The organism is Streptomyces sp. SID3343 (genome assembly GCF_009865215.1).
Lineage (GTDB): Bacteria > Actinomycetota > Actinomycetes > Streptomycetales > Streptomycetaceae > Embleya.
The window spans coordinates 1-14,918 of the sequence record NZ_WWJX01000908.1; the positions used below are offsets into that span (position 1 = coordinate 1).

Consider the following 14,918-nt stretch of genomic DNA (forward strand, 5'->3'; position numbering starts at 1 on the left):
GCCCGGATGGCAGGTGCCGGCCGCGGCGCTGCGCGCCGGGCGCGCGCTCGCCGGCCAGGTCCTCCTCGACCCCGCAGCGCGCGACCGGGGACCGAACACTGGTGGCGCACGGCCGAGGAAACCGCCCCGAACGCGACCGCGAGAGGTCATGCTGCTCGGACGAGGTCTCGACCGGCACGGCGACACCCGCGCCCGAAGCCCGCGACCCCGACCACCGGGTTCGATGCCCTGTCGAGCCTGCCCGAGCCCACAACGAGGTGAATCGCGTTGCCGAACGCGCAGTCGCTGAGAAGCGCGCTGTTGACATGGATCGCCGACCAGGAGACCCCGCACTCACCGTTCGTCCGCACACGCCCCTTCCTCGACGAACACGGCCTCGACAACCGGGCCGGCGACGAACTGCTCCGCGGCCTGATCCACGACCACTTCGCCGAAGCGGCACCCACGACCTACGAGGAGCAAGACCACCTCACAGAGGCCCGCCTCACGCCCGCCGGCCTACGCGAGGTCGAACTCCTGCGCGCACAGCGTCAGGACCCGGCCGCCCAACAACGACACCTGCGCCGGGAATTGCTCCTGTGGCTCTATGGGCAGGCCCTGATCGGCCAACACACCCCACGCCTGGCCGACTTCACCACCACCGACGGAGCATGGTTCGCCGGCGCGCCCGTACCGACGACCGCGGTGGAAAACGCGTCTCTGGCCCTGCGCGAGGCGGGAATGATCAGCGGGCCGGGAACCTGGGGGCACGGCGTGCCCCGGCCCCGACTCACCGCGGCCGGAACGGCCCGCGCCGAAGACTCCGGAGGCGACGTGTCCCAACACCGACAAGGCCCACGCGACAGCGTGGGACAGCAGATCAACTTCAACGCGCCCATGGACGGCAACAACTTCGCGATGGGCACGAACGTCACCCAGACGAACACCGTCAACAACCTGGACGCCCGGGCCATGTCCGCCTTCGCCCGCGGCCTCCAAAGCGCTCTTCCCGACCTGCGCCTGCCGCCCCAGGACGAAGCCCAAGCCCGCCAGGCGTTGCAACAGATCCAAGCCGAGGCGGATTCGCCCACACCCGACCCGGAACGGATCCGCACCCGCATGGAACGCGTCATGGAGTTCTTCTCCCAAGCCTCCGTTCCGGTGGTCACCTACGCGCTGATGCAGGGCGTAACAGGTCGCGACCATGTGACCCGGTCCGACCCGACACACGACGAGACTCGGCCACGGCGGCGACCGAACGGTCGGCCTGCCCTCTTCCGTGACCGGCTGCGAAACAGGGCCGTTCTGCCGGTGGGCCCATCGTTCGGCCCGTCGCGTGGGGCGTCGCCTGCCCCGTCGCGTGGCCCGTCGCGCTTGGAACCGACGGGTCACCCGAGGGCGTTGGTACCGGTCGGGGCGTGATGCGCACCCCCGCCGGTGCGCAGCCTGGGTACGGGTGTGTGGAGAGAACACCAATTCATCCACGCCCGGCCGGGCCCGGCGAATACGGTCGCGACCATGACCGACACCACCCCTGCCCATTTACCTTCCTGTTGCTTTTCCTGTTGCTTGAGCATCGGCCGCCCACCGATCGTTTTCCCTGGTCACCGCCCCGTCAGGTCTCGATAGGAGCGCTGACTACTTCCCTTGGGGACCCTCCTCCGATCGGAGGCCCCGCGTCGTTCAGTCCTCGCCCCGGCCCGAGGTCCGACCCCGGCACACCCGCCAGTGGCGCGGCGGCCGGGCCCGGGCGACGCCGGCCGACGAGGCACCTCACGCCGGGGCCCAGATGTGAAAGCCGCGCGCGACCCGACCCGAACGACCACCGGGCCGGGGCACACCGGAGGTCGCCACTCGGGTCGTTACTCAAGTGGTCACTCGGGTTGTCACTCAGGTCGTTTCGATCGCGACGGCCGGACCGGGAAAACGCCTGGCCACACGCCCCGGACAAGGGCCGAAGGACAGCCGACTACTTCTAGGCGAGTCGCGGGGCGGGCTGCCGCCGGATTCGTGCGTCGAGGAGACAGACCGGCGCTCGCCGCGAAGTCCGAGGCGATCGACCGGTGGCACGACGCGTCCTTCGACTCAATGCCGCGGAGCACCGCGGCGCCGACCTCGCCTTTCTCGGTCACTCCCCAACTCGCGGATGAAGCAACCGAGTTGGCCCCCTTCAAGGGCGTCCGGATGCACGTCCACGGCTCCGAAACGGTCGCCGAACAGGGCCACCTGTCCCGAGTGAACGAAGAACGGGTCGTCCGAAACGCGGCCACCGCGGCGGCCCGCTCGCGCGCCAAGGCCGCATAGCCGTGCACCACCTCATCGACCGGACCGCACCGCCGCATCCACCACCGAGCGGCCGGGTGACGCGACGCAGGTCGCCCTCACCCGGCGCGATGCCAGCTAGTGCCATGCCCGGCGCCGGTCAGCCCGGTCGGGACACCAGCCCCGCGAGGACGAGGTCGACGCTGTCGGTGACCAGGGCGTGGTCCAGTGGGGTGTGTCGGAACAGGGCGCGGTAGTAGACCGGCGCGGCCAGTGCGTCGAGGGTGAACTGCATCGCGGTGTCGTCGAGTTCGGGAATTTCCCCGCGCTCGGCGGCGCGCCGCAGGACGACCTCGGTGCTGCGTCGACGGGTGTGGAAGACGTCCTCGAGGAAGGTGTCGCGCAGCGCGGGGTCGCCGGCGAGGTCGGCGACGAGCGCGGGCAGGACTCGGCCGAGCACGGTGGTCTCGAATGCGGTGACCAGGGTGGAGATGCCCGCGACGAGGTCGGCCCGCAGGTCGCCGGTGTCAGTGGTGGGAGTCGTGCCCAGGAGTGTGGCGACGGCGTCGGTGATCAAGTGCTGCTTGGAGGGCCAACGTCGGTAGATGGCGGGCCGATAGACGCCGGCGTTCTTGGCGACCTGGCCGATGGTGAACTCGGCATAGCCCACCTCGGCGAGGAGGTCGAGGGTCGCGGTCCGCACGGCCGCGTCGATCTCGGGGTCCTTCTGACGCCCGGCGGCACGGGGCGGGGTGGGGGTAGGCGGCACGGGGACGTCCTTTGTGGTGAGGGGCCTCGGTCGGGGCGGGTGGGGAAGCGGGCGGCGAGTCGGGGTGCGGTGGCATCGGCTTGAATTGATACAGGACGTACTGTATCACTGAAAAGGAGGCGGCTTCAGCCCGCCTCGCTCCGATGGCCGATCGCCTCTCGTCGAAGGGTCTCCACCATGCCCGTCCCCATGTCCGCCGCCGTTTCGCCCAACCCCGAGCTCAACCCCGACCACCCGGCCGATCCACCCTCCCCGAGTCGCCCATCCACCCCGCCCGTCCGAGCCGGCGTCGCGATCGGTGCCCTGATCGCCCTGGCCCTGGTCGCGCTCGCCCTGCGCGCGCCGGTGACCGCCACCGGCCCGCTGCTGAGCCGCATCCGCGACGACCTCGGCCTGTCCGGCGCGGCGGTCGGCGTGCTGACCTCTCTTCCGGTGCTGTGCCTGGGCGTGTTCGCGTTCGTCGGCCCCGTTCTCGGGCGGCGCTGGGGCGAGGCCCGAGTGGTGCTCGCGAGTCTGGTCCTGCTCGTGGCGGGAGCCGCGATCCGCCTGGTGCCGAACGCGGGCGCGCTGTTCGCCGGGACGATCCTGGTCGGGGCGGCCATCGGGCTCGCGAACGTGCTGCTGCCGGGCATGATCCGGCACCGGTTCGCGGGCGCGGTGGCCGGCGTGACCGCGTTCTACTCGGCGTGCCTGACTTTCGGCGGTGCCGGCGGCTCCGCGGTGGCGGCTCCGCTCGCGGAGGTGACCGGGTCTACCTGGCGGATACCGCTGGCCCTCGTGGCGATCCCGCTGTCCGCGGCGGCGATCGTGGCGTGGCTGCCGCAGGTCCACGCCGAGGCGGCGCCCGCCGTCGGGCCGGCCGCGATTCGGGTTCGCCTGTGGCGGGACGCGACCGCGTGGCACGTCACGGTGTTCTTCGCGGCCCAGGCGCTCCTGGCCTACGTCGTCTTCGGTTGGTTGCCCAGCATGTGCCTGGACCGCGGCATCAGCGAGACCCACAGCGGCCTGATCCTGTCGCTGACCAGCCTGGTCGGCGTGGCCGGCGCCGCGACCCTGCCTTCGGTCTACCGCCGCCTGCCCGACCAGCGCGTCCCGGCCGTGGCCGTCGCGCTCCTGAGCGGGGTCGGTCTGGCCGGCATCGTGCTGGCCCCTGCCCCGTGGGGCGTGTGGGTCGCCGCGGTGGTCCTGGGCCTGGGCCAAGGTGCCGGCTTCGCCGTGGCGCTGAGCCTGATCGGCCTGCGTACCGGCGACGGCCCGCAGACCTCGGCGCTGTCCTCGATGGCGCAGGGCACCGGATTCCTGATCGCCACGGTCGGCCCGTTGGGCGCGGGCCTGCTCCACGAGGCAACCGGCGGCTGGACGGCGCCCCTGGCGGCGCTGCTGAGCGTGTGCGTGGTCCAGGCCGCGGCCGCCCTCGTCGCCGGCCGCGCCCGGCTGGTCCGGGTGGGCACTCGCTGACCGCCGACGCCGGCGTGATCCGCCGCTACTTCATCCGGCGAAACAAACACGCCGCCGACGAACGCCTACGTCAGATCGTCAAGAGGGCAAACGTTGCCTGATGCGGCACTGGGGCCTGTTCCGTGTTGAGATCATTCGGTGGGGCGGAGACTGCGGATCCAGATGAGGGAACCACGCAGGTGGAGTGCCGCGAGGTAGCCGGCGGGGGTCTTGTCGAAGCGGGTGGCGAGGCCACGCCAGTCCTTGATCTTGTTGATGCAACGCTCCACGCTGTTGCGTTCCTTGGAGAGATCGGCGTCGTGGCCGACGGGCCGTCCGCCCGGGCGGCTCCTCTTCTTGCGGTTCGGTCAGGCCGCCGCGCGAGCGTCCCAACAGGGCGGCCTTCAGCGCCACACCTGCGAGGCCGTCACGACACAAGAGATCGCCGCGCGATCCGACGAGGAACTCCGCGCGGTGCACCGCCGGCTCGATCCCCTCGCACGGCAACCACCCGACCCCGCGACGGACCCGATCAACCCGGTCCTCGACACCAACCTCGACGCCTTCGTCCCGGAGCGCCTCGAAGGACTCCGGCCGGCACGTCGACCGGGGCGACCTGGTCCCCGGACTCTGCGCACCGACCCGGCCCGCAGTTGGTGGCGACGATGGACCGCCTGTTCGACCGGGAGATCGACGAACTCGCCGCCCGCATCCGCAAGGGCGAGGCGGGCCGACCCGAGGGCGCCGGCCCTCCGCCCCCGGCCGGTACCCGTGAGACGAGGCACGGCTCCGACCACACGCGTCACACGTGTGGTCGGAGCCGTGCCTCGTTCCCCCCGCAGGGCACAGCCCGCACAGCCCACCGACAGATGAATGTGTGGACCCCGCGAAGGACACAGCACCCACGATGACACCAACCGGCCCGGCACACCGAAGAGTTCACCCGAAAGAAGTGAGCACGCCGGGCCCGGCGCGCGGCCGGCGGTCGAGGTTGCTTCTCCGGTTGCCCTTCCGGTTGCCTCGGTTCGTCCCCGCGTGTGGGCGAACAGGCTGGTCAACGCGTCGAACGAGGGGCTGAGAGCCGCCGACTACTTCTCTGGGGACCCTCTTTCGATCGGAGGCCCCGCCTCACAGCCAAGTTCTCGCCCGTCCCGAGGCCCGGCCGAGGCATCGCCCGTCCGGCGCGGCGGTGCGGCGGTGTCGGGCCCGGGCGAGGCCGGCCGAGAAGGCACCTCACGCCGGGGCCGACATGTGAACGCCGGCGCCGGAATCGCCCGAACGCTCACCGGGCCCGGGCAGACCGCCCCGGATATCGCACCCGGACGGGCACAAGGCGCGAAGATGGACTCTGTCTCGGGAAGCGTGAACGATCTTCGAGGCGCGGGATCGACGGCGTCAACCACCCATTGAACAGCGCCGATTCGTCGCTTCCGTCGCCCGGCAGCCGCGCCGGTCAGGGAATTCACGCTTCCGGAGACAGAGCCCGAAGATGTCAGCCGGTTTCGTCACGAGCAATGTCAGTAACCGGGCCGACCCCGCCGAATGTCGGCGGGGCCGTGGTGTCGTCCTCCGGGTGGGTATGTGGCGCGGCGTTGTCGTGCGTTGGCGAGGGCGACGCCGAGCTTGACCTGGTGTGCCTCGCCGTCGTGTTCGACGGTCTCGATGTGCTTGCGTGGCACGGTCAGGTGCCCTTCGCGTTCCCGGTACGCCGCCGCCGCGGCGAGGGTGAGCGTCCACCGGTCCGCCCGCACCGCCACCGCCGACGCGGCCGGCTGCTCCTGCGGTGTGGTGACGTCGACGCCGATCTCGGCCAGCGCGGCCCGCTGCGCGGGCGTCAGACTCTCCGCGCCGCGTCGTTGCCGCTTCAGCCAGGCCCCGACGTCCTCGCCGCCGACGGTGTGTCCGGGGACCAGGTCGTCGACGCGGCCGCCGGCCTCGGTGTGCAGGCGTACCGCGGCGAGCATGCGCTGCCAGTCCAACGACCACCGCCGCGCCGGGTCGCTGCGTCCGGCGGGGTTCCAATCGGGGTCGATCGCCGCGAGCTGCCCCCAGCGTTCGCGCCACCGGTCGGGGTTCCTGCGTGTCTCCAAGGGTCGGCGGCAGTTGGCGAGGAACTGCCCGACGGGGTACCCGTTGACGGCGGCGGGCTTGGGCGCCGCCAAGTGGCCGTGGACGGCGAAGTACGCGCGGCTCATGGCGAGTCCGGTCTCGAACGCGGTGTCGTCGGTGTTCCAGACCATCCCGAGTCGCTCCAACAGCTCGACGCGCCGAGGACTGATCGAGCGGGCCACCCATGCCCGTCGTTGGTCGCCGATCCATTGCCCGAGCGGGTACGACGTCCCGGTGTCGGCGTCGTAGTCGATGGTCTCCAGCGGTACTTTCAGGTCCCCGTGGGCGGCGTGCCGGCGCCGTGCGGCCAGGTACCCCCGACGCCAGTCGCGGCGTTCGGGGTTGATCACCCGCAGGGTGACGAAGTCGCGCAGGAGGGCGGGGTCGCGGTCGGTCATGAACCGGACGAGGAACCTTTCCTCGACGCCGGCGGCGTCGCCGTCGCCGTCGCCGGGCTCGGCGTCGTCGTGGTCCTCGGCGTGCTCGACGTCGCCGTCGTCGGGTCCGGCACCGCGGTCACCGGGCTCGGCGCCACCGTCCGCGTCGTCCTGGTCCTCGACGAGCGTGCCGTCCTCGGGCCCGGCGTCGCCGTCTCCCGGCCCGGTGTCGGTGTCGGTCGTGATCGTTGCCCATGGTTTGGGTCCGCTGGGTGCGGGTGTGGCGAGCATGTCCAGGACCCGGGCGTCGTGCGCGGCCAGGGCGTGGAGAGTGCGGACCAACGGGTGGTAGCTGTCGGAGACGAGCATGTCGTCGGGCCGTTCCCCGGGCGCGAGGAACACCGGGACGATGATCGTCGCGGTCCGTCCCTCGCCCGGGTGTTGACGCAAGGCGCGGCCGATGGCCTGGACGATCTCCACGATGCTGAACTTGGGGTCCATGAAGGCGACGGCCGAGGCGCGCAGGTCGACGCCTTCGGCCAGGACCCGCACGTTGCTGAGGATCGCGCGGCGGGCGACGGTCCCCTGCGCGTCGGCGCGCTGGACGAACCGCGTGAGGACGTCGCGGCGGTGTTCGGTGGGGTGTTCGCCGCACAACCAGTCCGCCCACACCGGTTCGGGGTGACGCTCCGGGTCGTCCCGGTGCAGCCGGGCGGCGACCTCGGGCAGGCTCGCCGCGCAGGCCTGGGCCTCCACCGTGCGGGAGTGGTAGGCGATCACCGTGTCGAGGTCGTGGTCGGCCGCGGCGCGCAGGACGGCGGTCTGCAACGCGACCAGGCGCGCGGCCCGGTACTGCTCGACCTCCTCGACACTGCGCCGGCCGAGGCCTCGGTTGAGGTCGCTGCCGGTGGCCCGGGCCAGGGTTTGGACCTGCGGGTCGGTGATCTCGACGACCACCACCCTGGGCCTGGCGATCAGCCCCATACGCGACCCCGCCGCGAGTTCCAGGCGGTGGACGACGGGGCCGTAGATGCTCTCGTCGTCCATCGACGCGACGGTGCCGGCGGGCAGGGCGGAGTGCACGGGGCGGCCGCCGCGGACGCGGACCGGCCGGTCGTCCCGGCCTTCGTCCCGGTCGTCGTCGGCCCACTCCACACCCCCGTCGGCCTCGCCGGCAGCGTCTCGGTCGGTGGCGAGGCCGGGGTCCTCCCACACGTCGTCCTGGGCGAGGGCCGGGGGCAGCTCGGCGTCGGTGTCGGCCAGGGTTGCCTCCGTGTAGGCGCTGTTGGCGGGCGGCTCCCACACGCGGGGCGTCGCGGTGAGGTATAGCCGTCGCGCGGCGGGGAGGCGGGTGTTGTCGTGGACCGCGGCCCACTCCTTCCCCAGGGATCCGCTGGTGCGGTGCGCCTCGTCGACGATCACGAGGTCGAACCCGGCCAACGCGAGGCCGTAGGCGCCCGCGTGGGCGGTCAAAACGGCGCCGAGCTGGTAGGTGCCGTAGACCGTGAGCGGCCCCGAGCCGGCCGCCCACAGGGCCAATCGGGGCGCGCTGGTGGTGCACCGCACGCCCGCCTCGCCCAAGGCCTGATCACCGGTGAGCGAGCACACCGCGATCTGCGTCCCGCCGACACGTCCGGCGCCCTGCCAGGCGGCGACGGTCTGGGTCAGCAGATCCAGGGTGGGGACCAGAACCAACACACGGCCGCGCGGCGCGAGGGCGGCGGCCGTGGCGGCCGCGATGCGGGTCTTGCCGGTACCGCAGGCCATCACCGCGGTGGCCCTCGCCCCGCCGTGCGGAGCGTCGACGACCCTGTCGGGGTCGGGGTTCTCCAGGGCGCGGACGATCGCGTCGACGGCCTCGCGCTGGTGCGGGCGCAACGGCGACACCGGCCGGCGCGAGGAATGTGGTGAGGTCTCGTGCGGGAAAAGTGGCAAGGAATGCTGCACGGTTTCTCTCTTCGCGTCGCTGGCACCCGGACCGTGGTCGTGCTGTCGTCTCGGTGTCGCTTCCGGTGGTAATGGTATTTTCGCGGGTGTTGCGCCTATGAGGGACCGAGCACGTGCACGCTGCCGTCCCGTGGTCGAGGACCCGCCACCCCGGACCCCGACCGATACCGGCCCCGCCCTCGGATCGCGCGGACCTCACGGATCAACCGTGATATCAAATATGGACCGGTTTTGATATCATGGGGTTGTTTCCCGTCGAGGACAGGAGAGTCTTCATGTCTCGTACGCTCATCGATCTCGACGACGCGTTGCTCGCCGAGGCCCAGGAACACCTCGGGACGAGCACCAAGGTCGCCACGGTGAACGCGGCGTTGCTCGCCGCCGTCAAACTGGCCCGGCGCCGGGAGCTGGCGGACGCGATCGCCTCCGGCGAGTTCGACCTCCTCGACGAGGACCGCTCCGCCCCACGCGACGCCTCGTGAACGTGAACCGGCTGCGTTACCTGATCGACAAGTCCGCGCTCGCCCGCTGGGGCAAACCCGCCGTGCGCCCCGTCCTGGACGACCTGTCCGAGCGCGGACTCCTCGCGGTCACAGGGGCGGTGGAGATGGAGGTCCTGCACAGCGCCCGTGACGCCGACGAGGCCGACCGTCTGTACCGCCTGCTCACCGGTTTCGACTACCTGCCCTGTCCGGACGAGGTGTGGGACCGCGCCAAGGATGTCCAGCGCCTGACGGTGGGCAAGGGTTTCCACCGGGCGCTGTCCATGGCCGACCTGCTCATCGCCGCCACCGCGGAGCGCCACGGCGTGGTGGTCCTGCACTACGACGGCGACTACGACATGATCGCCACCGTCACCGGCCAACCCACCCAATGGGTCGCCCCTGCCGGAACGGCCGACTGACAGCGCACGCCCCATGCCCTCTCCGGTCACGATCAGGCTCCACCCGAAGCTCCGTGACGTGGCACCACGACCGAGAGTGGGGACAGGCCCGCAGGAACCTCGCCCGCGCCGGATACCCGGACGTCACCGTGATCACCGGCGACGGCGCCCACGGCCACCGAGCCGGCGCCCCCTACGACCGGATCCACGTGACCGCCGGGGGCCGCCGCATCCCCGCGACCTGGCTCGAACAGGCCACCCCCGGCGCGATTCTCCTCTGATCGACCTTCCCGAGGGGTGGCCGGGCGTGGCGCGTGCCTGCGGTACCGAGTTGTCGTTGGCGGATGTGGTCGGTGGTCCCTGCTGTGAGTGTGCGTTGTGATGGCAGTGGTTGGTCGTCAGTGGGCCACGGGTGTCGTGTGGGTGTTTGTGTGCTGGTCGGGGTGTGGATGACCGTGATCGTTTCGACTGTCACGGGGGTGACCATCGACTGACATCGGGTGCCTAACACAAGCGGGTTGTTCTGTCATGGAGTTGCCCATTCCTGTGTCAGGCCCCCCGGGGCGTGGGTGTGCTTGCTGTCATGGCGAGGATTCGTTCTTCGGTTTCGGTACGTCCTGTTGTGGGTTCCTCGGATACGGCTGCGGTGATGCGGCCGTTGGTGGTGCGGCGTCTGCTGGCCTTGACGGAAGCGGGTGGTGTCACCCGCGCGCACGTGGCGGTCGCAGCCGAGGCGGTGGGGGTATCGGAGCGCACGGTGTGGCGCTGGTTGGCGGCAGCGCGCGCCTCAAGCCGCGCGGACCCGCCGGGACGTCACCGGTTCACGTTGGATGATGCCCTGTGGGCGTGTCTGGCGGACCTGGGCGGGAACGTGAAGGCCTTGCACCGCCGGATGTGTGCCGGAGCCGACAAGGACACCGAAGGCGAAACTCCCTCGCAGCCGCCCCGGGTCGTGTCGTTGACGACGCTCTATCACGCGGTACGTCGTGATCTTCGCTCGGGACGGGTGCTTGGGATCGCGCGTCCGATCCACGGGTCGGCCGCGGACGGCTACGACCGGGCGTTGGCCGACCTGGCACTTCCGGGAACGGTGGATGAACAGGGCCGGCCCACGCCGCCGATTCGGGATGCCGAAGCCGTTCGGGGGAGCGATCCGATCGCGGGGCCGGAACCCGTCGATGATGGTGTGCGGCTGTACACGCCCGGCGCGCACCTGGTGTCGACACGCCAACTCGGCCAGGTCGCCGAAGCACTCACTCACACCGTCGCCGCCCGCGGGATCGCCTGCGTGTACGGCGACACCGGCCACGGCAAGACAGTCGCCGTTCACCAAGCGTTGCGTCTGCTGCCCAGGCGGGTCCCGGTCCATCGAGCGCAGGTGGCGGTCAAACCCGCGCTGCCCCAGGTGCGTGCCGCGCTGCTCACCGCGTTCGGCTTGCCGGCCGCCCACCTGACGAACCGCACCGATGCGGCCGACCGCGTGCTCATCGACGCGCTGAAGGAGCCGGGCGTCCTGATCGTCGACGATGTCCAACGCATCGCGGCCCCCGAACTGGACTATCTGCGCCTGCTGGTCGACGCCCCCACCACTCGGACGTCGTTGGTGTTGTGTGGAGCCGGCGCCGAGCGCACCCTCGCCCGGGCTCCCGCGCTGGCTTCCCGCGTCTTGACCTGGCAGCAGGTGCCACGCCTGGACGCGCCTCAAGTCCCGGGCGTGCTGCGCCTGTTCCACCCGCTGTGGGATGCCGTGGCCGACGAGGACGTGGCCCATGCGGACCAGACGTGTGCGCGGGGGAACTTCCGTGCCTGGGCGAAGATCACGTCCCACCTGTATGCCGTCCGTCACCGCGACTCGGGCAAGAACGTGGACCGCGCCCTCCTGGCCTGGGCCTGCTCCCGCCTGGGCCCGCCCTTGTGACGACATACCGCCAACCGCGATCGAAGGACGAACCGTGGGCCCGGACGACACGCACCGGCAGGCCGACGAGACCCGTCTCGTCCCTGTCGCCTCACCGGAACTCGACGCCGTTTCGCGGACGGCATTGCGGGCGCCGGCCGTGAGAAGCCTTCTGGGCTTGCGTTCCCGGCGTGAACTCACCACCGGTCACGTCCGTACGACGGCGCAATGTCTGGGAGTGTCGGAGCGCACGGTGTGGCGATGGCTGGCCGATGCCACCACCCCGCCCGCGCACCCGGGTGCCCGCGGCGACGACCGGTTCGAGATCACCCCGGACATCCGGGTGTTGCCGGCGTACTGGCGCGGCAACGCCTCCGCGGTCCACCGTGAGCTCGTCACCCGCGCCCGTACGGCCGCCAGGCCGGGCGGCGCGCTGCTCCCGGGCGGCGCGCCGCAGGCCGCCGCGCCGTTGCTGGATCCGGTGCCGTCGTTGTCGACGTTCCTGCGCGCACTGCGCCGGGATCTGACGGCGGGGGAGCGGGTCGGCTACCGCAAGGGTCCCGAAGCGGCCCGTGCGTTGGACGTGTTCGCCAAGCGCCCCCGAACCTGGCGCAACCACGTCTGGGAGGCCGATCACGTCCAGGCCCCGTTGCGTGTGGTCGCCGACGGCGACCTCGTCCACCCGTATGTCACGTGGTTCATCGATTGCGCGACCAAGGCGATCACCGGCGTCGCCGTCACGCCCGGCCCTCCGACGCGGGCCTCGGTCCTGGCCGCGCTGCGTTCCGCGATCGTGCGCACCGACCCCTACGGGCCCTTCGGCGGGCTGCCCGAGCACGTGCGGTTCGACCGGGGCAGGGACTTCCTCTCCCGCACCGTGACCACCGCGCTCACCGCCCTGAACGCCGACATCACCGTCCTGCCGCCCTACAGCCCCCACCTGAAGGGCGGCATCGAGAACCTCAACCACTGCGTGGAGACGATGCTGTTCGCCGCACTGCCCGGCCACACCCCCCAACAACCCCGCCGACGACCCGACCGCACACCCACAGGCCCCGCGCTGTCCTTCCGCGACTTCACCGCCGAGCTCCTGGCCTGGGTGACGTGGTGGAACACCGAGCACCGCCCCGCCGCCCTGAACGGCGCCACCCCACTGCAGGCATGGCAGGCCGACCCGACCCCGCTCAACGACATCCCCGCGGCGGACGTATGGTCCTTCACCCTCGAAGACGACGGCCGCACTCGAACGATCACCAGCCACGGTGTGTGCTTCCGCAACCGCGACTACATCGCCGACTGGATGACCGGGCAGGCCGGCCGCGAGGTCAGGGTGCGGTTCATGCCCCACCACACCCACGAGATCGAGGTCTGCACCCTCCACGGCCGCCGCCTGGGCACCGCACACCTCGCCGACCAGGCCACCGACGAACAACGCGCCGCACTGCGCCACGCCCGCGCGACCCGCGCGCGTCGCCTACGCGCCGAGGCCAAAGCCGCCGAACAACTACGCCGGGACCGCTTCGCCCCGGTCACCCAGCCCACCCCGGCACACCGCCTGGACGCCATCACCGTGCCCGAGGCCGCCCGGGAACTCGCCCACCACCACGAAGACGACCTCGCCCGACTGGCGCTGCCCGACCTGATCCCGCCCGCCCCGCCCCCGCCCGACTGGGCCACCCCCGACACGCTCAAAGCCCGCACCCGGCCCACCGACTCGCCACCCACCCCCGCCCAAGAGGACACCCCGTGACCCCTCGCCTGCCGCCCGCGCCCACCGACCACTACGTCGCGCTGCCCGACGCGCGTCTGGTGACCACGCGCGCGCTGCTCACCGTGCGGGAGAACCTGGCCGACACGATCGCCGCCCGCGCGATGACGTGTATCCACGGCGGTGCCGGCTTCGGCAAGACGGTGGCGGTCACCACTTGTCTGCGCGAACTCGATCCCGGCGAGGACATCCACCGCATCACCTTCCACGCCCGTCCCACCACCCGCGCGGTGCGCCACGAGTTGTTCACCAGCCTCGGGCTGCCGGGCCGGCCCCCGCGCTACGCCGGCGAGTTCGACCACCTCCTCAAGAGTGAATTCGCCACCCGCCCCCGCACCCTCGTCCTCGACGAGGCACAGTGGCTCTCCAGCGATCAACTGGAATACGTCCGCTACATCTGGGATGACCCGTACACCCGGCTCGCGATCGTCTTCGTGGGCGGAGAAGGCTGCCACCACACGCTGCGCAAGGAGCCGATGCTGTCCTCCCGGATCTTCATCTGGCAGCGCTTCACCCGTCTCACTCCCGACGAGGTCCAGGACGTCATCCCGCTCTACCACCCCGTCTGGGCCGATGCCGACCCCGACGACATCGCCTACGCGGACCAACACGCGGCCCACGGCAACTTCCGCAACTGGGCCCGCCTGACCGCCCACGCCCGAACCGCTCTCGAGCGCACCGGCCGCACCCGTGTCGACCAGGAGGTGCTTCGCTGGGCCTTCAGCCGCCTCGGCTCCGGCAGCTAGACCACCTCACCGCCCCACCGCGTCACGTTCCGCACCGTCCGCCGGATCGCGTACCGTCCGCCGGCGGGACATCGCGGTGGACGGTGCCTGCGGTGTCCGACTCGGGGCCGACGGCGATGCGTTGGCGAGGGCCCGACACGGGCGCGAAGGCGGGGTTTTGTGTGAGGTTTTTTTCGTGTGAGGTAAGTGGTGAGGAACCGCGCCGCGGGTGGTTCCTGTCGGGATTGTTCCCGGAGGGAGGGGGACGCTTTCGACCGGGGGCGACGCTGCGCCGGGACGAGGCTGCGTGCGGAGGGCGCCGGAGGCGCCGGTGCGGCTCGTGCAACGGCCCGAGGGGTTCGGTGGGTACCGGCCAATATCCAGAATCGTACCCTTGCAAGCAAGTGATGCACGCAGTGCCTGATCCGGCACAGGTCCGGTATTCTGCAGATGCGAGTCGATGACCCGTAAAGCCCTTGAAAACAAGGTGAGTTGACAGAAGATGAAGGTAATTTACCTACTGTCAAAGAAAATTGACGAGTCGTCAGATCAGAGATGAGGGCCGAAGATAGGCCAACGAAGAAACCTCACAACACGATCGCATACCCCACTCCCGACCTCCTTCACTGCCAGCGCAGTTCCTCGTTCCAATCACCCGCAGCCCGTCGACCAAGCCTCGTCGGGCAATCGCGTAGCGATTGCGTGGTGGGTGGGTCCGACGGAGTCGGACCCACCCACCACCCTTGCGACCCGTAGGGTCGCGCG

General features: G+C 71.1%; 11 protein-coding genes and 1 pseudogene. 9 read left to right on the forward strand and 3 right to left on the reverse strand.

The window, feature by feature from the left end:
• The first annotated feature begins 267 nt into the window (after nucleotides 1–267).
• Nucleotides 268–1,401 (forward strand): hypothetical protein, encoded by a 1,134-nt coding sequence (locus tag GT354_RS27870; protein WP_161359132.1) that lies wholly within the window; start codon nucleotides 268–270, stop codon nucleotides 1,399–1,401.
• 666 nt (nucleotides 1,402–2,067) lie between these two features.
• Complete coding sequence (locus tag GT354_RS56655; RefSeq protein WP_202512380.1) at nucleotides 2,068–2,283, forward strand: hypothetical protein; 216 nt, start codon at nucleotides 2,068–2,070, stop codon at nucleotides 2,281–2,283.
• Between the two features lie 118 nt (nucleotides 2,284–2,401).
• Here GT354_RS56655 and GT354_RS27880 read toward each other — a convergent pair whose 3' ends face one another.
• The gene (locus GT354_RS27880; protein ID WP_161359133.1) at nucleotides 2,402–3,010 is read right to left on the reverse strand and encodes a TetR/AcrR family transcriptional regulator; all 609 of its coding nucleotides are present in this window, start codon (nucleotides 3,008–3,010) and stop codon (nucleotides 2,402–2,404) included.
• Between the two features lie 177 nt (nucleotides 3,011–3,187).
• On the opposite strand from GT354_RS27880, the gene GT354_RS27885 reads away from it, so the two are divergent.
• Entirely contained in the window at nucleotides 3,188–4,468 is a 1,281-nt protein-coding gene (locus GT354_RS27885; RefSeq protein ID WP_202512381.1) for an MFS transporter, read from the forward strand.
• 131 nt (nucleotides 4,469–4,599) lie between these two features.
• Here GT354_RS27885 and GT354_RS27890 read toward each other — a convergent pair.
• Together GT354_RS27890 and GT354_RS27895 are read right to left on the reverse strand one after the other, a co-directional pair.
• Nucleotides 4,600–4,812, reverse strand: a pseudogene (locus tag GT354_RS27890) (IS5/IS1182 family transposase); the annotation flags it as partial.
• Nucleotides 4,813–5,964: 1,152 nt separating this feature from the next.
• Entirely contained in the window at nucleotides 5,965–8,880 is a 2,916-nt protein-coding gene (locus GT354_RS27895; protein WP_161359134.1) for a DEAD/DEAH box helicase, read from the reverse strand.
• A 275-nt stretch (nucleotides 8,881–9,155) separates the two neighbouring features.
• Between GT354_RS27895 and GT354_RS27900 the strand changes: the two genes are divergently transcribed.
• From GT354_RS27900 to GT354_RS27925, 6 genes are all read left to right on the forward strand, one after another.
• The gene (locus tag GT354_RS27900; protein WP_161359135.1) at nucleotides 9,156–9,362 is read left to right on the forward strand and encodes a type II toxin-antitoxin system VapB family antitoxin; all 207 of its coding nucleotides are present in this window, start codon (nucleotides 9,156–9,158) and stop codon (nucleotides 9,360–9,362) included.
• A 2-nt stretch (nucleotides 9,363–9,364) separates the two neighbouring features.
• Nucleotides 9,365–9,784 carry a PIN domain nuclease gene (locus GT354_RS27905; RefSeq protein ID WP_161359139.1) on the forward strand — a complete coding sequence of 140 codons (420 nt, stop codon included), beginning with the start codon at nucleotides 9,365–9,367 and terminating at the stop codon, nucleotides 9,782–9,784.
• 53 nt (nucleotides 9,785–9,837) lie between these two features.
• Nucleotides 9,838–10,044, forward strand: coding sequence for a hypothetical protein (locus GT354_RS27910; protein ID WP_346012202.1), 207 nt, complete (start codon nucleotides 9,838–9,840; stop codon nucleotides 10,042–10,044).
• Nucleotides 10,045–10,412: 368 nt separating this feature from the next.
• Nucleotides 10,413–11,681 carry an ATP-binding protein gene (locus GT354_RS27915; RefSeq protein ID WP_161359137.1) on the forward strand — a complete coding sequence of 423 codons (1,269 nt, stop codon included), beginning with the start codon at nucleotides 10,413–10,415 and terminating at the stop codon, nucleotides 11,679–11,681.
• A gap of 157 nt (nucleotides 11,682–11,838) precedes the next feature.
• Entirely contained in the window at nucleotides 11,839–13,410 is a 1,572-nt protein-coding gene (locus GT354_RS27920; protein WP_202512382.1) for a Mu transposase C-terminal domain-containing protein, read from the forward strand.
• Nucleotides 13,407–14,174, forward strand: a complete 768-nt coding sequence (locus GT354_RS27925) for an ATP-binding protein (protein ID WP_346012203.1) — start codon at nucleotides 13,407–13,409, stop codon at nucleotides 14,172–14,174. Before GT354_RS27920 ends, GT354_RS27925 begins: the two co-directional genes overlap by 4 nt.
• The last annotated feature ends 744 nt before the right edge of the window (nucleotides 14,175–14,918 follow it).